The organism is Vreelandella lionensis (assembly GCF_044543515.1).
Lineage (GTDB): Bacteria > Pseudomonadota > Gammaproteobacteria > Pseudomonadales > Halomonadaceae > Vreelandella > Vreelandella lionensis.
The window spans coordinates 82,303-101,876 of record NZ_JBITWC010000007.1 but is presented as its reverse complement, the minus strand read 5'-3'; the positions used below and the strand labels follow the sequence as shown (position 1 = coordinate 101,876).

Genomic DNA, 19,574 nt, shown 5'->3' with positions numbered 1-19,574 from the left:
GCCACCCAAGCGGGTGGCCCTTTTTCGTACATAGCGTACAGCATTTAGCGGCTTAGCGGCGTCGTATCCCCTGCCCCGGCAAACGCTCCCGGTCGTGCGGGCGCATAAAGTCCAGTAGCGGGCCTGCTGGTACAATACGCGTGGGATTAATCGTGTCGTGGCTGTAATAGTAGTGTCGCTTGATATGATCCATATTGACGGTCTCCGCCACGCCCGGCCACTGGTAAAGCTCACACACGTAGTTGGAAAGATTCGGGTAATCTTCAATGCGTTTGAAATTACACTTGAAGTGGCCAAAGTAGACCGCGTCAAAGCGAATTAGCGTTGTGAAGAGGCGAATATCCGCTTCGGTGAGCCACTCCCCCGCTAGGTAGCGATGCTCTGCCAGTCGCTTCTCAATACGCTCTAACGCATCAAAGAGTGCGGTCACGTGCTTCTCATACACCTGCTGCTCGGTGGCGAACCCGGATTTGTAAACGCCATTATTGATATGGTCGTATACGTCATCATTTACTTCGTCGATGACGCTGCGCAGATCTTCTGGGTAGAAATCCAGGTTATTGCCTGTCAGCTCATCGAAGGCTCGGTTGAAGATACGCAGCAAATCAGCGGATTCGTTATTGATAATCGCGCTGCGCTGTTTATCCCACAATACCGGCACCGTGACCCGCCCAGTGTAGGTCGGGTTGGTCATGGTATAGAGCTGGTGGTGAAACTCAGCGTGATTGATCGGATCGCCGCTGGCGCCTTCGTCTTGATGGTATGTCCAACCGTTGCCCAGCATCAGCGGGCTAACGTGAGAAGTACCTATCAACGGTTCCAGACCTTTCAGTTTGCGCATGATCAGCGCACGGTGCGCCCAGGGGCAGGCGAGCGATACATAAAGGTGGTAGCGATCCGCTTGGGCCGGATAACTGTCGCCTTGCGACTCTTCACTACTGCCCACCCAATCGCGCAGTTGCGCGGACTCACGTACAAACTCACCGCCATGCTTTTTGGTGTCATACCACTGGTCTACCCACTCACCGTTTACAAGCAGTCCCATCAGGCGTCTCCTACGTTGAACGTTTTATACTGTGATTGACGTTCAGCATACCCCCGACTGGTTCAGGCTCAAGCGCATGTTTTACGGCTGTTCATTCGAGGGAATCGAACGTTGCTCGCAGACTTCTTTTACTGCCCGCTTTAACGCTGCCGCCATGGCATGGGCCGCGGGGCCTGCGCGGTCACGGTCACGGAAGATCAATTGAACGGGGACTTCGCGTATACCCCCGGCGCTTAGCGGCAGCGGCTTCAACTGACCGCTGGCCAACTCATCGGCAATACGCGTTTCCGGTATCCAGGCAAACCCTAGCCCGCGCAGCAGCATATCCAGCGAGGTACTCACATGCCCGACCGTCCAGCGCTGCTCGGCTTTTAACCAGCCAGCGTTGGTAGACTGTCGTAGCGCCGAGTCGCGCACCACTAACTGTCGATGCTGCGCCAAGTCGCGCAAATCCAGCGAGCGCCCCAACTGATGCAGCGCATGGCGTGGATGCGCGACGGCCACAAAACGCACATTCACTAGCGGCTCCCCCAGAAATCCCTGCGCTTCGATGCCAGAAATCACCAAGTCCGCCCGGCCGTCGTAGAGCATTTCAGTACCGCCATTGAGCACGCTCTCGTGAAGCTGCACTCTGACCTGCGGGTAGGTGTCAGAGAAGCGCTCCAACGCTTTTGCCTGAGCAGCCGCAGGAAAAATTTGGTCGATGGCCACCACCACTTCAGCCTCTAAACCCGCCGCAAGCCGCGACGCTACATCTTCCAGTGACGCCGCACTCTCGATCAATTGGCGCGCACGGCGAAGCAGCAGCTCGCCTGCTTCTGTTAGGCGCACCTGTCGACCTACCGGCTCAAGCACCTGAATACCCAACTGCTCTTCTAATTTATGGACCGCATGATTAAGCGTGGAGGGACTTTTGTGGATAGCCTCTGCCGCCCGTGCGAATCCACCGTGATCCACCACGGCGGCCAGCATCTGCCACTGCGCTAGTGTTACCCGAGACATTTCGATTTCCTCGACGCCATACAGCGAAACAACCCACTTCATCTTCGAAAAAATACCACTAGAATGCCAGGAAATAGCGTCGAGTACTCGTTCGCTGACAAACACTGCGTAAACGGCAGCGCGCTAAGACAAAAGCTCACTCGCCAAAAATACAAAAAATTACAAAAAACCTGTTCGTTATCTTTAACGCTGCCTCAATTATTTGAGTAATGATCATCGTATAGGCTGCTAACGTGGTGTAGATCCTCTCGCTCAGACCCTGTTTGGCTGCTCATTAAAGTCGCAAAAAGAGATAAAAGTCTTTTAAATTAGACGCAAGCTGTATAGCAGCTTTCGCAATGCCTAACTTTCGTCTATGGTTAAGGGCAAAATAATGAGGGCCGTCGCACACCAGCATGCACGTTCAACGTTACTTTTGTTAGCAAACGGCGTTCATAAATCCTCACCCAAGTTGAATAATTCCGCTTTTTGGCGGAAGTATGTTTTGTGTATAGATATACAGTCTATTCACTCCTGCCTCCATGGGGTATGGTTCCCGAGTTTGCTTACTATCATGTTACTTTTATTTCACGAACTCGGCGGCCCATTTACCCATGTTGCGAATCCTTCATTCGCTGCCCCGCACGCATAAATTATTACTGTTACCCGTGGCCACCATGGTCACCGTGCTGGGCGCACAGAAACTTATCACCACGTACCACGATTTAAACCAACCCCAGACTCCGCTGGAAAGCGTGTTAGTTCCGCTTCCCAGTGATTCTGCCCCGGGCGTGCCTTCGCTTCGCCAAGAGCGAGCGCCCGTTGCAGAAGCGATTGACCGTGCCTCGCGCGCGCTCGACGCTACCCGGGAACATATCCCCTTAAGTGAATTAGCTGCCACCGAGATCGTTGATCTCGACGTGATTACCAGCGCAGAAGCCTCTATGGCGAGTGAAGCTGAGCCACGCGATGCCCAATCTCAGGTAGCGCTGCACGAGGGGGCACTGGATGACGGTGCCCTTCATATGGCCATCGTGTTAGGCACAATTACAAGCGGCATGCTCAATGTCGACGAACCCGTCGAAATCGCTGATGCCACTTCTTATGATGCTACTTCTTATGAAGATTATGGCGTAGAACTTTACGACGATGTCTCTTTCCTTGAACTAGAACTCGCGGCAGACGAGCCATTTGTTCCTGAGTGGGAAACACACATCGTTGAATCCGGTGAAACCTTTGCCGTGCTGGCGCAAAATGAGCTGGGCCTGGGTTACAGCGAAGTATTAGCACTACTAGATGACCTACCGGACCCGCGCATGCTGACTCACTGGAGAGCGGGCCACAGCTTCGATTACCAGTTGGATGAAGAGGGCCAGCTGCTAGCTCTGCGCATGATGAAGAACACCCGCGAAGGGGTTCTGCTTGAGCGCGACAGCGACCACTATGCTATTACAGCGATTGAGCGCCAAGGTGAGCCGGTACAGCGCCTTTATGCTGGTAACGTGAGCGGCAGCTTTGCTCGCTCAGCCCAAGCCACGGGTTTGAGCAGCAGCTCCGTCACCGAGCTGACGCGCATCCTGGAGAAGAAGCTGGATTTCCGTCGCGACAGCCGCCGGGGGGATCAGTTTCAGGTCTTGGTTGAGTCCGACATGATCGATGGCGAAACCCTCGACTCCCGCGTACTGGCAGTGAAGTACGATGGTGATCGGATGGACCTAACCGTAGTTCGCAACGCCAACGATGATAACTTTTATACCCCAGAAGGCAGCAGCCTCGACCCTGCATTTGCGCGCCGTCCGTTTGAAGGCAGCTATCGCCTGAGCTCCAACTTTAACCCGCGCCGCCTGCACCCGGTCACCGGTCGCGTTAGCCCGCACAACGGCACCGACTTTGCGATGCCCATTGGCACGCCCATCACAGCGCCAGCCAATGGCCGTGTTGAGCGTGTCGGCAATCACCATGCAGCAGGGCGTTACATTGTTGTACGCCACGATAACGGCTACCGCACTCGCTATCTGCACCTCTCCCAGCCCCTGGTTAGCCAAGGCGAGCGTATAACGATGGGTGAGCGTATTGCATTGTCTGGTAACACTGGGCGCAGCACCGGCCCTCACCTGCACTACGAAGTCATCGTGAATAACACGCCAGTCAACGCGATGACCGTAGAGCTACCGGAAAACACCAGCCTAAGTGGCGATACGCTAATTGCTTTCCAGCGCCAAGCAGAGCCTATGCTAGCCGCGCTTGAAAGTGGTGAGACAGGCAACATTAGCGTCGCTAACAACCAGCGCGCTGATGAGAGTGACGAAAGCGTTCAGTAATCTCTTTTATCAGCGCTAACGCAATAAGCCGCCCACACGCAGGGGCGGCTTTTTTATCGTTGGCTTCAAGCAGCGCTTGCTATGCCGTTCCGGTAGAGAGCGCGGCTAGTAGCGCGGCATCGCGGCGGTAGACATCCTCTCTGAACACCACTTCTCCTTGGCTATTAGGCCAAGCAGTCAAATAGTGCAGTGCCACAGGAATACGCGTGGGCAAGCTAACGTTACGGTCACTGCGGCCACTATTGATCAACGAGCTGAGCTGGTAGCGGCTACCGCTATCTTGCAGCAACAGTTGCGCGAACTCCGTTACGCCTTCCACACGGACACACCCGGAACTCAGCGCCCGCTGATCCCGCTGAAAAAGCCCTCTAGCCGGGGTATCGTGCAAGTAAATCATATCGTTATTGGGAAAGCGCACCACTACACGCCCAAGTGGGTTACTGCTGCCCGATACCTGACGAAGCATCACCCCACCAGGGCGCTGCCAATCAATCGTTTGGGCATCCAACGTTTCACCGGCTAGGCTCACGACCTGAATATTCTGTCGCGTTAGATAGTCCACATCCTGGCGAACCCGTGGCAGCACATCTTCACGCATAATCGTAGGCGGAATCGTCCAGCTCGGATTAACTGTTAAATGGCTGATGGAGGAGTGAATAATCGGCGTTTCACGGCTGGGTGTCCCCACTACCACACGGGTATCCCAGTGCTGGCCGTTAGGGCGAACATAGTGCAACCGATAGCCCGCGATATCGACCCATACCCGAGGCTCAGACTGCTGTATCGGCCGAATCCAGCGGGCACGCTCCAGATTAACGCGCAGTTGATCAATACGCGCAGTTACCGGCATATTGAGCGCCAAGCGGGTGCGCTCGCCAACCACGCCATCCTCTTGTAGCTGGTGACGCCGCTGAAAACGCATCACCGCCCGCTCTACCTCACTATCAAAGGCGCGATGGTCGCCGCCGGCAGACTGCGCCCCAATCATAGGGTAAGCGCTGCTATCCGCCGCTAACAGATGCGGCTCCCCCCAGAGTGTCAGGCGCTGGCGTAGCGTTTGAACGTCGTCATCAATATCGCCGGGACGCAGCGACTCCTCACGCCCCGGTAAGTAAGGCACGCTGCCCTGCTCTGCCAAACGGCGGTAATGCGTCAACGCTTCGCGCAGCTGAGCATACTCAGGAGATGCGGGGCGAGCGAAAGCCAGCGCCTGATGCACATCACCCTCTTCAACCGCCTGCACTACCCGAGGAAGTGCATAACTCCGCTCAGGGCGTGGCAAGTCCCAGTTGGGCTCGACGTCTTTTGGATTCACTTTACCTAGCGATAAATGATCCAGTGCTAACAGCAGCGAACGGGTAGCGCGCACATCGAAACTTGCTTTCGCTTGGGCATCTAGCTGCTGACTAAGCTGAAAATCATCCAACAGAGAAGCGGCTTGATAATCACTCGGCGTTAAACCGTCATCCACGAGGCTATTCAATGCGCTGACCAGCGCTTCAACACGGTTGATAGCCTGCCAAGCAGGCTGCCCATCCCTCAGTTGGTAAAACGACTCTACCGGCAGCGCTTCTCCGCTTTGCTGAATGCGTTGTGTCAGCGCTTGCTGTAACGCTTCGCTAGCGGGTTCGCTTGCGGTGGCCATCAGTGGGTAGGTCAGCGTCAGACAGAGCGCTGCCCCTATCGCCCATCGTCTTAGTGGCTGATTGTCGTTCATCGCCTCTCCTTGCGTTACTATGCAGCGTTGTGGTGTGGCTTCACTCTTTTTGCTTAACGTCATATCAGCTGTTCCCGTACCGATACGCGTTTTTTATCATAGCCGTTTACATTTACTCGTGATGACTCTACGTGTGTACCCTTTTTTCGTCACTTTAGGCAGGATTGCACCCATGCTTTTTAGCTCACGCATAACCACTGTACTGTTTTCTTTACCTATCGTGTTACTTTCTTACCCGCTTCAAGCGGCGAGTTTTTTCTCCCAGGTGGCAACAGCACCGCCCGCAGGTGTTTCTCCTCTTCACCACCAGTTACTCCAGTTAGCACCAGGGGCCACGCCCGAGGCACTGCGCCTTGCTGCCCAGGCACTAAGCTGTGCAGACCCATCAGCAGAGCGCCTAGCCGTAATTGATTACTCGCTCCCCTCTTCAGAGCCACGCATGTGGGTATTTGACCTTCACCAGCATACCCTGTTGTTTGAAGAGCTGGTGTCACATGGCCAGGGCTCTGGCGATGCGGTGGCCAGTACTTTCTCGAATACACCTGACAGCCATCAGTCCAGCATTGGCCTGTTCCGCACTATGAATAGCTACTACGGCCGTAATGGCTATTCGCTGCGCCTGGACGGCCTGGAGCCAGAAGTGAACGATCTAGCTTTTGAGCGAGCAATTGTTATTCACGGCGCCGACTATGTTAGCGATGACTTTATTGCGCAAACCGGCCGCCTTGGCCGTAGCCACGGCTGCCCCGCCGTGCGTGAAGACATCACATATCCGCTGATTGATAGTTTGAAAGAGAACCAGTATGTCTTTGCTTACTACCCTGACGAGGAGTGGTTAGCTACTTCTCAGGTGATTAACTGCCCTACCGCACTGTCGTTAGCTCGCCGCTAAAGGGTAGGAACCAACTGCAACAAACACCCAGACAAGCTGGGTGTTTGTTGCTTCGCCCAAGGCTTAGAAGGAGTCCCACTCATCATGCTCGTGTTCGAGCTGACGACTAGGCGATCGAGAGGGCATGTTGCTAGCCGGTCGGGCGTTTGAAGTTTGGCTAGGTAATGCTGTTGAAGCTGCCGAATCACCCAATACAAACGCGGCTAGCAGTGTCGATAAGCGCTCCGCTCCCTCCCGCAGCTGCTGGGCAGCGGTTGCACTTTGCTGCACCATAGTCGCATTCTGCTGGGTCATGCTATCCATTTCCGCGACAGCTTTATTGATCTCACTAATGCCTGAACTCTGCTCACGGGCACCCGCACTGATTTCGGCAATGACATCGGTAACCCGTGTCACGCTGTCAACAATCTCCTGCATGGTAGCTCCAGCATCGTGCACGAGTTCACTGCCCTCGCGGGTACGCTTAACGGAATTATCGATCAATTGACGGATTTCACCTGCCGCCTCGCTGGAGCGACCCGCTAGCTTCCGTACCTCTTCAGCAACGACGGCAAAGCCACGACCATGCTCGCCCGCACGAGCCGCCTCTACTGACGCATTCAGCGCCAATATATTGGTTTGAAAGGCAATGGCATCCATCATGGTAATGATTTCGCCGATCTGAGTAGCTGATTGGTCGATTTCAGCCATGGTGCTTTCCACCCGCTGCATAGCGGAATTGCCCTGACGCGCCACGTCAACAGCACTATTGGACAGTTGAGATGCCTGCTCGGCACCCTCGGTGGTGTTATATACGGTGGAAGTAATTTCCTCTACCGATGAGGAGGTTTGCTGTAAATTAGCGGCTGCCTGCTCGGTACGGCTGGCTAGCTCGTTAGTGCCTTGATCAATCTCACGCGAGGCTAGCAACACACTTTGCGTGGTTCGATTAACATCTTGCAACGTCAGCTGGATACGTTCAATAAAGGCATTAAACTGTCGAGCCAAGTTACCCACCTCATCGTCTGTCTCGACGGTCAGGCGCTTCGTTAGATCCGCGTCACCGGAGGCTACCTCACTCATGGCAGCAGCAGCATGGCGTATCGGGCTCAGTGCGCGACGAACCAACAGTGCCATGACAACGCCCACAGTAATAAGCAGTAGTAGAGTCACCAAACCTTTCTGCCATTGGTCCTGCTTAAACTCTTGCCACGCCTGTGCTTCAACGGCCTCCAGACCTTCATCAATGTCGCTTAGGTAGATGCCCGTCCCAATCATCCAATCCCATTCTGGTATTGCAATGGAAAGCGAGTGTTTGGGTTCAATCTCTCCTGTCGCTGGGTTAATCCACAGGTAATCGTAGAAGCTATCGTTTCCGCTGCGCGCACGTTCAATAAGGTCATCCACAAAGGCGTTGCCTTCACTGTCGGTGATACCCGACATATTAGTGTCAATGCGTTGGGGCGCTGCAGCCAGTGCTTTTGCCGTGCCATCATAGCTAAAAGCAAAAACGTAGTTCTCGTTACCAAAGCGGAAGTTTTGCAAAATTTGCTGGGCCTCTGCCTGCGCGTCGGCTTCGCTTAGATTTGGATTGTCAACCAAATGCGAAATAGCATTACGTGCTGACTCTACTAAATAGTGTACTGTCGTCTCTCGCTCATCGACCAGTACCTCGCGCTGTTCCGCTAACGTTTCTTCAATCCGCGTCATGGAACTACGCACCTCCAGTAGCGATAGTACTAACGCAAGCACCAGCATAGGCAGTAGCGTCAACAGTACCATTTTGCTTTGTAGCGTCAGCTTTAACCGGGATGTATTCGCGACCTTCATCTAGACCTCTTTCACAGCTCATTATGATTATTGGTTAAAAAAACAGCTGCCTATCGCACCACCTTAGCGCAAAGGTAATATTTTCTTATTAGTTTAGTGCACCATAATTTACGGGATTAGCCAAGAATATTAAGGAAGAAATAGGTCATGCAATAGCAGTCAATTATCACTAATCATCGCTGAAATAGGTTTACTGCTTATATGTGGCGGCCTGAGTGCTAGGCGCTCGTCAGCAACCATAATAATTAAATAAGACTTAGGTATAAGATACTACCCACACTCATTAACAATTAAGAAAAGCAGTCGTGAGGCATGAAAATACTCCCTCTTTTTATATGCAAGAGGTTGATTTTGATCGTGAATCGATACTCTTTCCAGGCAGACATGGAAACCCTCTGCAATACTCTGTGACAAAAGATCACACAACGCTCCACTACTGCAGGTATTGGTCATGTTTGCCTTTATGCACCCCTTTCAAACGATCCGCCGTTTAGAGCATGAAGTTACCGAGCTGCGTACTCAGCTTGCGACTGAAAAAAACGTTCATGGTTGCCGTGCTATTAGCCTGATGACACCTGTTGAATCGATCAGCATGCTCCAGTCCAAAGGAGCAGATATGCTGACTTCATTAAGCACGGGGGCCGAACACCATGCCGAGCAGTTAGCGAGTGAACGGGCCACATTGTCGGACTTATTTGCGCGGCTTCATCATGCTGAACAAACGGCTCAGACGATCAAACACCAGTGTCAACGCTTCCAACAGGCAGATGTTCACTATGCAGCCCCACTCGCTAGCGAACAGGCGCTGCACGAGCTACGCAAAATCGGTGTAGAGCTATCCCGTAACGCCGGGCATACCCGTGCACTTGCCATGACCACGGCGCTAGAGGAGGCTCATATACACCAGGAGCCCTCTGGCTTACCTGCTATCGTCAGCGATATCCAGCACCTTGCCGACCATACGCAGCATCTAGGCCACCAATTGGATCACTGGATTGAGCAGGTTGCCATATTGCTAAAAGAAGATGCTCGCGTGCAGGCCCATCAGCGGGAAACATCTACGGCGCTGGCCAATGCAGCCCAAGCGGCAGAGCAGGTGATAGAGCAACTCACGGATCAAGCACGTCATATGTACAAAGTGATTCACCACAGCACCACGACGGCCTGTTTGCACGCTGCCAAGCTAGAGCACGCCGTTTGGAAAAGTCGGATCTACCACCAGCTACTGTCCGCCTATTTCGAGGATCACATGGTGGATCATCAGCACTGTACGCTAGGCCGCTGGTACTTTACGGGCGAGGGGCAGCGCTATAAACATACCGAGGCGTATCGCTCGCTGGCGGCTCCTCACCGCCGCTTCCATGAAAGCGGCTTGGACGCTTTGCGCTATGCACGACAAGGGGATCATACGGGTCAACTGGCCTCCCTAGCACTCATGGAGGAAGCAAGCGTAGCACTTGCTAAGCAACTTGATCAGCTTATGGAGCAGGCTGTTTATGAGATACCGATGTCAGCAAGTCATCCTTCACCGCTTGCTGATGCGCCTTAAATAGCTCCCCGTATAACACTCCTTCCGTAATGCGTTATTTATGCCATGCTGAGCATGGCACTCATAACGCAGACGGTAAGGATGACGATGGCAGCTGCAAAGAAGCTAGATCTCGCGCTACAAGGCGGTGGGGCCCATGGTGCTTATACCTGGGGAGTTATTGATCGACTTCTGGAAGATGACCGTATTGAGATTGAGGGCATTAGTGGCACCAGCGCAGGCGCTATGAATGGCGTAGTCATGGCAGATGCCCTTACCCGTGGTGGTAAACAGGCCGCCCGGCAATCTCTCAGGGATTTTTGGAAGGCGGTAAGCCGCGCGGGCATGGCAAGCCCTATCCGCCGCTCGCCGATGGATGTATTAACCGGCAATTGGAGTTTGGAGCACTCCCCCGGCTATATCGCCATGGACTTGATGACTCGCCTGGTGTCGCCCTACCAACTCAACCCACTCAATTTGAATCCATTGCGCGATATTGTGGCGGCCCACATCGACTTTGAGCGGGTACGCCAGTGCGACCAGCTAAAGCTCTTTGTGGCAGCTACTAACGTGCGCACCGGCAAACAGCGTGTGTTTCGTCGAGAAGAGATGAGCGTCGATGCGGTCATGGCATCGGCTTGTCTGCCCTTTATGTTCCAGGCTGTGGAAATCGACGGCGAAGCATATTGGGACGGCGGCTACATGGGCAACCCAGCCCTCTTCCCCTTAATGGAAGAGTGCAGCGCAAGGGATATTCTGTTGGTACAGATCAACCCGATTCGCCGTGATGAACTACCCACCTCCGCTTCGGCCATTATGAACCGCCTTAACGAAATCACCTTTAATGCCGCGCTGATTAAAGAAGTGCGCATGATCGCGCTGTTGAAACGTACCCTTGAAGAGCAGGATATTGAAAACTGCTACCAGCAGTCGCTTTTTCACCGCATTAGTGGCGACCAGGCACTCGATAGCTTATCGGTTTCAAGCAAACTCAACTCTGAATGGCCATTTTTATGCCACCTGTTTGACCAAGGGAGAGAAGCCGCCGACAACTGGATCACGGCTAACTTTGATGCCATCGGCCAACGCTCAACCCTGGATATTGATGCGGTATATCTGCACGAATAACTCCCTTCAGCCATCCAGCACTGCCCCAACTTGGCGCACTCTGCTCATGAGGAGTGCGCTCACTTGATGAATCTAGTGATTTTATTTCCCTTAGCACTGCTTTGAAAAAACATTAAGCAACTGATTTAAATATTTAAAAAGACAGATGGCGGAGTATTTGCTTATTGCTATGCAGTAGTAGTAGGCGTGGACCAGGCCCGCAAGGGTACGAGTGCGTCGAACCTGACCTTCAACGGCGAAGGCATGTTCTCGTAACCACGCAACGCCTGATGCGTTGTGTCTCGGCAAACTCGTTCTATGCTCTGTGAGGCCATCCATGGACATTCGCAATAAAGCCAACCGCATTCGACTGTTGAACTTCTCAACACCGCAAATGCGCGCGTTTCACCTCTCCTGGTTCGCATTTCATATCTGCTTTTTCGGCTGGTTCGGCATTGCGCCGCTGATGGCGGTGGTTCGCGAGGATCTATCGCTCACCCAAACCCAAATCGGCAATACCATTATTGCCTCGGTGGCGATCACCGTGGTGGTGCGCCTGTTGATTGGCGTGCTGTGTGATCGTATTGGGCCACGTAAAACCTACACAGGCCTACTGATGCTCGGGTCCATTCCGGTTATGGGAATTGGTCTGGCTAACAGTTTTGAAACGTTTTTGCTGGCCCGCCTAGCGATTGGCGCTATCGGAGCTTCGTTTGTGATTACCCAGTACCACACCACTATGATGTTTGCGCCCAATGTGGTTGGCACAGCTAATGCCACGAGCGCAGGTTGGGGCAACCTAGGCGGCGGCACCACACAAATTGTTATGCCGCTGATTTTTGCGGGCATGCTGATGCTAGGCGTTAATGAAGCGCTCGGCTGGCGTCTGGCCATGGTCGTGCCTGGCGTAGTGCTATTTTTTACCGGTATCGCTTACTGGCTGTTCACTCAAGATGCCCCAGACGGCAACTTCAGCGAGCTGCGCGCCCGCGGTGAACTACCGCCAGCCACCGGAGAGCATGGCGCAGCCCAGAGCTTTTTAGCGGCGGCGAAGGATATCCGCGTTTGGGCGCTGTTTGTGGTGTACGGACTCTGTTTTGGGGTCGAGCTGACCATCAACAATATCGCGGCAATCTACTTCTTCGATAAATTCGACCTTACCCTGGCAACCGCCGGCTTAATCGCAGGCCTGTTCGGCTTAATGAACATTTTTGCTCGTACCCTTGGCGGCGTTTTTTCCGACCTATTCGCTAAACAGGGTGGGCTAAAAGGACGCGTCCGCTGGCTCTTTATCGCACTAGTATGCGAAGGCATCGCTCTCGTCGCCTTCTCGCAAATGCATGTACTCAGCTTGGCGATTGGCATCATGCTGGTATTTAGCCTGTTCGTGCAGATGGCGGAAGGCGCCACCTTTGGTGTGGTGCCCTTTATCAATAAAAAAGCCTTGGGCGCAGTGGCCGGTATTGTCGGTGCAGGCGGTAACGTGGGCGCTGTATCGGCAGCGTTTCTATTCCGTAGCGAAAGCCTCAGCTACCAGCAAGGCCTCTTTTACCTCGGCTTAACCGTATTGGTACTTGCCTCCTGCGTACTGGTCGTTCGCTTTAGTGATGCCACCGAAGCAGAAGAAGCCAGCGCCTATCGTGATGCTGTAGGCAAAGACACAGGAGCAGGCGCGCTGTCATTGCGTTAATATTAATTAACACCGCCCCTGCATGCGCATCGCTGTGGGGGCTTTTTACCTTTAGGCGGCGAGTAATAAGGAAATCAACATGTCTTCTGCCCAACAGCTACTCTTAACCGCCCTGCGCTGCGACATTGATAACCTTCACCACTTAGCAACCACAGCAGATATCGTCAGCGATATCAGCCAGTTTATTCATGTGCTTCAACGCGAGCGAGGAGCCTCGACGATTTACTTAGCCTCAAAAGGCAAGCGTTTTAAAACTCGACGAGCCACTTACCTGCAGCATAGTCAAGCGGCGGAAGCCTCGATGCGTCAGCGTCTCGAAGCGCTTAGCCAGGAGTCACGGCCACAGGCGACAGCGCGCTTATTACGCCGCATTGCTGCCGTCTGGCTGTCACTGGATGAACTAGATGTATTACGGCATGCAATTGAGACCTTCAACATATCGCCAGATGCAGCAACTCAAGCGTTTAACCATCTCATTAGCAGTCTCTTAGCGATTGTTTTTGAAGCGGCCGACACAGCGGTCGACCCAGACATTACCCGTGCCCTGGTCGCTATTTTTCATCTTATGCAGGGTAAAGAGCTGGCGGGGCAAGAGCGCGCCTGCGGCGCCTTTGGTTTTACTCTCGGTCATTTCGACAATGCCCACCGTACGCTGCTGAACCAGTTGGTTGACGCTCAACAGCGCTGCTTTGACACCTTTGTAGAATTTGCCACCCCAGAGGCTCTGGGGACTTGGCAACAATCCCTCTCTCCTAGAACACTGGCGGGCATTTGTCAGTTGCGAGATATTGCTTGCCAGCGTTCTCACCACCAAACGGCATCAGGCAATACGGGCAATACGTTAGGTGAAACCTGGTACGAGCTCACCACCCTGCGTATTGATACGATTAAAACGGTTGAAGACACCCTGAATACCCAATTAACGGCCCTTTGCCATCATAAAATTGTCCAGGCCCAAGCAGAGCTAGAACAGACGAAGGCGAAGCCTGACAGACCGCTGCCTGCGCCCTGTGAACAGTTACTAGCCCTTCACTCTACTCAGCCGCTTGGAGACCTAACCGCCAACGCCCTCAACTCTCCGCTTAGCCGCTCACTACTGGAGCTCACTCATGCTCAATCCAGCCGCTTACAGGGGCTAAGCGACGAGCTGGAGAATACCCGCAAGGCTCTCCGTGAACGCAAGCTAATTGAGCGGGCAAAAGGATTAATCATGGCGCATCAGTCCATGAGTGAAGAGGAGGCCTACCGCTTTCTGCGAAAAACCTCAATGGACCAAAGCAAAAGCATGGCGGAGATGGCACAGTCGATTCTTGACCTCTCTGCCATGCTGCAACGTAAAGAGTAAAACAGCAGCGCTGAGCCCGATTTGCAACCTGATTAGGTTTTAGCCATGCTGAAAGCTCACCCAGTTTAATAAGCAAGGAGAGCAAGCGATGCATGACCGCGTACTGTTAATTACCGGCGCTTCCAGCGGCATTGGTGCGGCCACCGCTCGTGCAGCGGCTCGTGAAGGCTACCAGTTGGTACTTGCCGCTCGTTCAGCCGATAAGCTGACATCGCTTGCTCAAGAGCTTGGTCCAGAGAACGTACTCACCTGCGAAGTTGATGTCACCGACTTAAGCCAGCAGCAAGCTATGGTGGAACAGGCGATTGAAACCTTTGGCCACATTGATGCAGTATTCGCCAATGCAGGTCGCGGTGGCTCACCGGGTGGGTTTAGCAGCGCCGATCATGTTGCTTGGCGGGAGATGATTCTCACCAATGTCTACGGCGTTGGCCTTACGCTGCAAGCCTGCTTGCCAGAGCTAAAACGCCGCCAGGGTCATATTCTTTTAACCGGCTCTGCCGCAGGCCGCACCACCATCCCAGGCTCCATGTATAGCGCCACTAAGTGGGCAGTAACGGGTATTGGTTATAATCTGCGCGAGGAGTTACGCGGCACCGGCATGCGGGTGACGCTGATTGAGCCTGGCATGGTCGATACTCCCTTCTTTGATGAACCACCCGAGTACGCGCTAGCAGACCGCGATATCGCCAATGCGGTGATCTATGCTCTGTCGCAACCACCCCATGTTGACGTTAATGAAATCCTAGTGCGACCCACACCGCCCCGAGAGTAACTCTGCTCGCTTGACGCCTTGTTTTTGCTCGTTGCTGCCCGCATAAACATAGTATTATGAAGCGTGCTAACAACTTGGCCCGCCGACCATGCATGTTTATTAGGTGACTTATGAGCCAACTTGCCTCAACCGTCCTCTCTGTTCTTGACCTAGCGCCCATCCGCCAAGGCGGCAGCGCTGCTGAAACGTTTCGTGATAGCGTCTCTTTAGCCCAACACACAGAGTCTTTGGGCTACCAGCGCTATTGGTTAGCTGAACACCACAACATTGCTGGCATTGCCAGTGCGGCCACCGCCGTACTGATTGGCCACGTGGCAGGCCAGACGTCCACTATCCGCGTGGGTAGCGGGGGTATTATGCTGCCTAACCACCCACCGCTAGTGATTGCCGAGCAGTTTGGCACGCTGGAAACCCTCTACCCAGGGCGAATTGACCTTGGCCTGGGCCGCGCGCCTGGCTCAGATGGTGCCACCATGCGGGCTATGCGCCGCCACGCCCATGCAGGAGTTGATGATTTTCCAGAGCTACTTGAAGAGCTGCGCCGTTATTTAGACGATGCGGACCCTCGCCAAACCGTTAAAGCCGTTCCAGGCCAAGGCACCCATGTCCCCATCTGGCTACTGGGCTCCAGCGGTTACAGCGCGCAGCTCGCAGCAAAGCTCGGCCTACCCTTCGCCTTTGCTGCGCAGTTTGCGCCGGGCTATCTCTTTGAAGCACTGCGCCTATACCGAGATAATTTCCAGCCATCTGAGCATTCAGAGGCACCTTATGCGATGGTGGGCCTGCCTGTCATGGCGGCGGAAAGTGACGAGATGGCGCACTACTTGGCCACCACCGCTCAGCAAAAATTCTTAAACTTGATTCGTGGTAAACCGACCCAGTCACTGCCCCCCGTCGACACGTTAGACTGGTCCCCCATGGAACGCGCTCAAGTAGAGCAGTTTTTGGGGGCAGCTATTATTGGCGGCCCGGAAACAGTAAAAGCGCAATTAGAAGAGTTTCAAGCACGTACCGGCGCTAACGAACTTATGATTAATAGCGACTTTTATAGCCACGCTGATCGGCTGCGTAGCTATGAGATTGTTGCCCAAGCCGCACGTTAAGCCGCTCTATTCACCCTTTCGCAACGAGAAAAGCACCTGCCGCTACCATCAGCGAGCCTGCGGTACGGTTGGTGCCTTTCTGAGCGCGCGCCGATTGAAAAAAGCGCCGCGCAGAGGAAGCAAACGATGCTACTAGCATTAAGCCCATCATCAACCCAACCAGCGTTAAGCCCACCACCAGAAACATATCGCTCCGGTTTAGCACGGTGAGATCGATAAAGGTGGGTAAAAACGCAATATAGAACAGAATGACCTTCGGATTAGAGGCCGAAATCAGAAAGCCTTGTAGAAAGCTCTTAAAGATATCCCGCCGCCAAGCGCCGCTACTAAGCGGAATAGTATCTAGGGCGTGAGGCGTCACGTCCGCGGTCCACATCTTCCAGCCCAGGTAAAACAGGTATGCGGCCCCCGTATAGCGCAGCAGCGTAAAAGCTTCTCCCCAGTTTTCGGCCAGCGCTGCTAGGCCATAGAACGCCAGCAATAAATAGATCACATCGCTCACCGTCATACCCAGCGCCAGCGGGATACACGGACGCGTACCCGCCGACATCCCCTTAGCTAGTAACGCAAAAATTCCTGGGCCAGGCGTCACGGCAAACACAAAGATAGCTAAAAAGTAGGTCAGTGCGCTCTCGATGGTCATTGCCAAGCCCTCTCGTTGTAATTTATGGCCCACTCGGTGGGGAACGATGCAACTGCGCTGAGCCGCATCAGAATATGCTAACGTAGCTTATGCCTTAATGAACGAGAAAAGACCCATGCAAACCCTTCAATTTTCACCAATGACTGCGGATGAGTTCGCCCTATTTTGGCCCACGTTCCAGGCCATTGTAGCTGCCGAAGAAACCTACGCGATAGATCCTAACATCACTTATGACGACGCTTTTTCACTGTGGTGCAAAACACCACTGCTCAGTATTGCAGTGAAAGACGAACAGGGGCAGTTGCTAGGTAGTTACTACTTAAAAGCGAATGCCGCTGGCCCTGGTAGCCACGTGTGTAACTGCGGCTATATGGTAACGCCGCACGCGCGAGGTAAAGGGGTTGCGCGAGCCATGTGCGAACACTCACAGCAAGCTGCGCGCCAACATGGTTTTATAGCCATGCAGTTCAACGCCGTAGTGGCCAGCAACCAAGTCGCCGTGGCCTTATGGCAACGTCTGGGGTTTAGCATCGTCGGCACCGTTCCCCATGCCTATCAGCACGCCTCACTTGGTTACGTTGATACGCACGTCATGCATAAATCGTTAACCGAACACTAAACAGCGTTATTCTTTTCATCGACAGGCCTCTGGCCTGCTGAACATTCAACGCTGCAAAAAATGGCTTCGTATCTCTCAACTTATCTCCCTTTATGTCGATAATATACAGGCAAGGCTCTCCTCCTTGCCTGTCAAACTCCTTACTTTCCTTGCCTATGAGAGCAATCAACATGAGAAACCTATCTGTCAAACATACATTGGCAGTGGTACAAGGCCTGATGCTAGCTGCACTACTGGCCATTGCAGCGACAGGTATTATGACAAAACTCGATGTTATGGAAAGTTTACGTAGAGTTGATGAAATTGCGGCACAGCAAGTCTCCGCCATTAACAGAGCTGAAGTTAATTTAATGGAACTAAGAGTACGGCTAGGACGCTTTAACGAATATAGCGAAGATGGTAATACTGTCGCCGCTCAAAAAACATTAGATCTCGCCCGGACGGCCCTAGAGCGTGCTGAATCTCGCTTTGCACAGTTCACAGCCGTCGAGGTACCTAGCACAGCTTTACGAGCTCCCATCATTCAAACGCTTCAGACGAACTTTGAACTGTTGGTGACCAATGATCTGCGCAGCGACTTAGCAACAGAAAATTTAGCCATATTAATGAGTCATCGTGATCGAATTAATGACAACTTTGGCCCCTTCACTGACGCGGTGCGTAATTTCAACCAACGTGCGCAAACCCTAGCGACGGAGGAAATTACCGCAGCAGAACGTTTGCATACCATTACAATGTTTATTAGCGGTGTACTGATTTTCCTCGCTCTGGCACTGTTTATTGGCGTACGTATTGGCATCAACCGCATTATTGTTCTCCCACTACAGCGCGCCGTTCAGCTATGTGAGAACATTGCCAAGGGAGACTTGACTAGCAAAATAGAGTCTCGTGGAAACAACGAAATTGGGCGCCTTTACAGTGCAATGCACGATATGCAGAACAAACTACAAGCAATGGTAGGTACGCTCTCCCAAAGCAGCATTACCGTGGCCGCTAGCTCACGGCAAATTGCCGACGGCAGTCAGGATCTTGCTTCACGTACTGAACAGCAGGCAGCCGCTATTCAGCAAACTGCCGCTAGTATGGATGAGATCTCTTCTATCGTACGTCAAAATGCAGACACTGCTGCTCAGGCTGAACTCCTTACCCAGGATGCCTCAAAAAAAGCCGCTCACGGCAAGCAAGAGTCCGAACAAACCAGCTTACTTATGCGAGAATTGGAAACTAGTTCACAGAAAGTGAACGAAATCATTCAGGTCATCGACTCCATCGCCTTCCAAACTAATATCCTTGCCCTAAATGCGTCGGTGGAAGCGGCACGTGCAGGCGAGCATGGTCGTGGCTTTGCCGTAGTAGCTAGCGAAGTACGCTCCCTTGCTACTAAAACGTCCAACTCATCGAAAGAAATTCGCAAGATGATTGAGGATATTGCTTCTCGCATCGCAGATGGTGCCGACCAAGCATTGAAAAATGGCGAAAGCATGGACGACATTAACCAAGCCATTATTCGCGTGAACGATATGATGCAGGAACTAGCACTTGCAGCGAAGGAGCAAGAGTCAGGCATTAGCCAAATCAGCACCGCGATTGCTGAAATGGATTCTGCCACTCAGGAGAATGTCTCCTTGGTGGAGGAGACCAGTACGGCGTCGGCTTCCCTACAAGATGAAGCTTCACGCTTGGCAGAACTGGTCGCGGCGTTCCGGTTAAACGCATCCAGCCGTCAGGCAACGCTTGCTCAACCCTCGGCCACTGCGCCCGCCCAACGTTTACATGCCCCATCGCAAAACATGAGCACCACACAGCGCCAGCGCCCAATCGCTGAACCAGAGTGGGAAGAGTTTTAAATAAAACCTAACAGACTAGCGCGGGCCATCAGCCGTTTTTGGCCCGCACAGTCAAATCTGCAGCGTTGACCCTCCCTATTAGTGCGATAACAAAAATTAAGATAGGGTAACCAATCATAACGACAACTCGCTTGGCCCCCTCAATGCCTCAC

The 19,574-nt window shown here is 53.2% G+C and carries 15 protein-coding genes; 10 read left to right on the top strand and 5 right to left on the bottom strand.

The window, feature by feature from the left end; translation table 11 throughout:
* Positions 1-52: 52 nt before the first annotated feature.
* Together ACIGG6_RS06035 and ACIGG6_RS06030 are read right to left on the bottom strand one after the other, a co-directional pair.
* The gene (locus tag ACIGG6_RS06035; protein ID WP_253503953.1) at positions 53-1,045 is read right to left on the bottom strand and encodes a glutathione S-transferase family protein; all 993 of its coding nucleotides are present in this window, start codon (positions 1,043-1,045) and stop codon (positions 53-55) included.
* Between the two features lie 81 nt (positions 1,046-1,126).
* On the bottom strand, positions 1,127-2,047 hold the full coding sequence (locus tag ACIGG6_RS06030; RefSeq protein WP_253503949.1) for a LysR family transcriptional regulator: 921 nt from the start codon (positions 2,045-2,047) through the stop codon (positions 1,127-1,129).
* 593 nt (positions 2,048-2,640) lie between these two features.
* On the opposite strand from ACIGG6_RS06030, the gene ACIGG6_RS06025 reads away from it, so the two are divergent.
* Positions 2,641-4,347, top strand: a complete 1,707-nt coding sequence (locus ACIGG6_RS06025; RefSeq protein WP_399843168.1) for a peptidoglycan DD-metalloendopeptidase family protein — start codon at positions 2,641-2,643, stop codon at positions 4,345-4,347.
* Positions 4,348-4,426: 79 nt separating this feature from the next.
* On the opposite strand, the gene ACIGG6_RS06020 is transcribed toward ACIGG6_RS06025, so the two are convergent.
* Positions 4,427-6,064: a murein L,D-transpeptidase gene (locus ACIGG6_RS06020; RefSeq protein ID WP_399843165.1), complete on the bottom strand. Its 1,638-nt coding sequence runs from the start codon at positions 6,062-6,064 to the stop codon at positions 4,427-4,429.
* Positions 6,065-6,236: 172 nt separating this feature from the next.
* Here ACIGG6_RS06020 and ACIGG6_RS06015 point away from each other — a divergent pair, with 172 nt between their 5' ends.
* Complete coding sequence (locus ACIGG6_RS06015) at positions 6,237-6,956, top strand: murein L,D-transpeptidase catalytic domain family protein (RefSeq protein WP_399843163.1); 720 nt, start codon at positions 6,237-6,239, stop codon at positions 6,954-6,956.
* Between the two features lie 63 nt (positions 6,957-7,019).
* Here the strand turns inward: ACIGG6_RS06015 and ACIGG6_RS06010 are convergent, their stop codons facing one another.
* Complete coding sequence (locus ACIGG6_RS06010) at positions 7,020-8,765, bottom strand: methyl-accepting chemotaxis protein (protein WP_399843160.1); 1,746 nt, start codon at positions 8,763-8,765, stop codon at positions 7,020-7,022.
* Between the two features lie 616 nt (positions 8,766-9,381).
* Between ACIGG6_RS06010 and ACIGG6_RS06005 the strand changes: the two genes are divergently transcribed.
* The 6 genes from ACIGG6_RS06005 (at position 9,382) to ACIGG6_RS05980 (ending at position 16,313) form a co-directional block, all read left to right on the top strand.
* Positions 9,382-10,314 (top strand): CZB domain-containing protein, encoded by a 933-nt coding sequence (locus ACIGG6_RS06005; protein ID WP_399843157.1) that lies wholly within the window; start codon positions 9,382-9,384, stop codon positions 10,312-10,314.
* An 87-nt stretch (positions 10,315-10,401) separates the two neighbouring features.
* A complete protein-coding gene (locus tag ACIGG6_RS06000; protein WP_399843155.1) occupies positions 10,402-11,421 on the top strand; it encodes a patatin-like phospholipase family protein in 1,020 nt (339 codons plus the stop codon).
* A gap of 316 nt (positions 11,422-11,737) precedes the next feature.
* The gene (locus tag ACIGG6_RS05995; RefSeq protein ID WP_058575935.1) at positions 11,738-13,090 is read left to right on the top strand and encodes a NarK family nitrate/nitrite MFS transporter; all 1,353 of its coding nucleotides are present in this window, start codon (positions 11,738-11,740) and stop codon (positions 13,088-13,090) included.
* Positions 13,091-13,169: 79 nt separating this feature from the next.
* Positions 13,170-14,435, top strand: a complete 1,266-nt coding sequence (locus ACIGG6_RS05990) for a nitrate- and nitrite sensing domain-containing protein (protein WP_399843152.1) — start codon at positions 13,170-13,172, stop codon at positions 14,433-14,435.
* A gap of 88 nt (positions 14,436-14,523) precedes the next feature.
* Entirely contained in the window at positions 14,524-15,210 is a 687-nt protein-coding gene (locus ACIGG6_RS05985) for an SDR family oxidoreductase (protein ID WP_062361441.1), read from the top strand.
* A 110-nt stretch (positions 15,211-15,320) separates the two neighbouring features.
* The gene (locus ACIGG6_RS05980; RefSeq protein ID WP_399843149.1) at positions 15,321-16,313 is read left to right on the top strand and encodes an LLM class flavin-dependent oxidoreductase; all 993 of its coding nucleotides are present in this window, start codon (positions 15,321-15,323) and stop codon (positions 16,311-16,313) included.
* Positions 16,314-16,323: 10 nt separating this feature from the next.
* Here the strand turns inward: ACIGG6_RS05980 and ACIGG6_RS05975 are convergent, their stop codons facing one another.
* Entirely contained in the window at positions 16,324-16,956 is a 633-nt protein-coding gene (locus ACIGG6_RS05975; protein WP_399843262.1) for a LysE family translocator, read from the bottom strand.
* Between the two features lie 115 nt (positions 16,957-17,071).
* Between ACIGG6_RS05975 and ACIGG6_RS05970 the strand changes: the two genes are divergently transcribed.
* Positions 17,072-17,575: a GNAT family N-acetyltransferase gene (locus tag ACIGG6_RS05970; RefSeq protein ID WP_253505639.1), complete on the top strand. Its 504-nt coding sequence runs from the start codon at positions 17,072-17,074 to the stop codon at positions 17,573-17,575.
* A 155-nt stretch (positions 17,576-17,730) separates the two neighbouring features.
* Positions 17,731-19,422: a methyl-accepting chemotaxis protein gene (locus ACIGG6_RS05965; RefSeq protein ID WP_399843146.1), complete on the top strand. Its 1,692-nt coding sequence runs from the start codon at positions 17,731-17,733 to the stop codon at positions 19,420-19,422.
* The last annotated feature ends 152 nt before the right edge of the window (positions 19,423-19,574 follow it).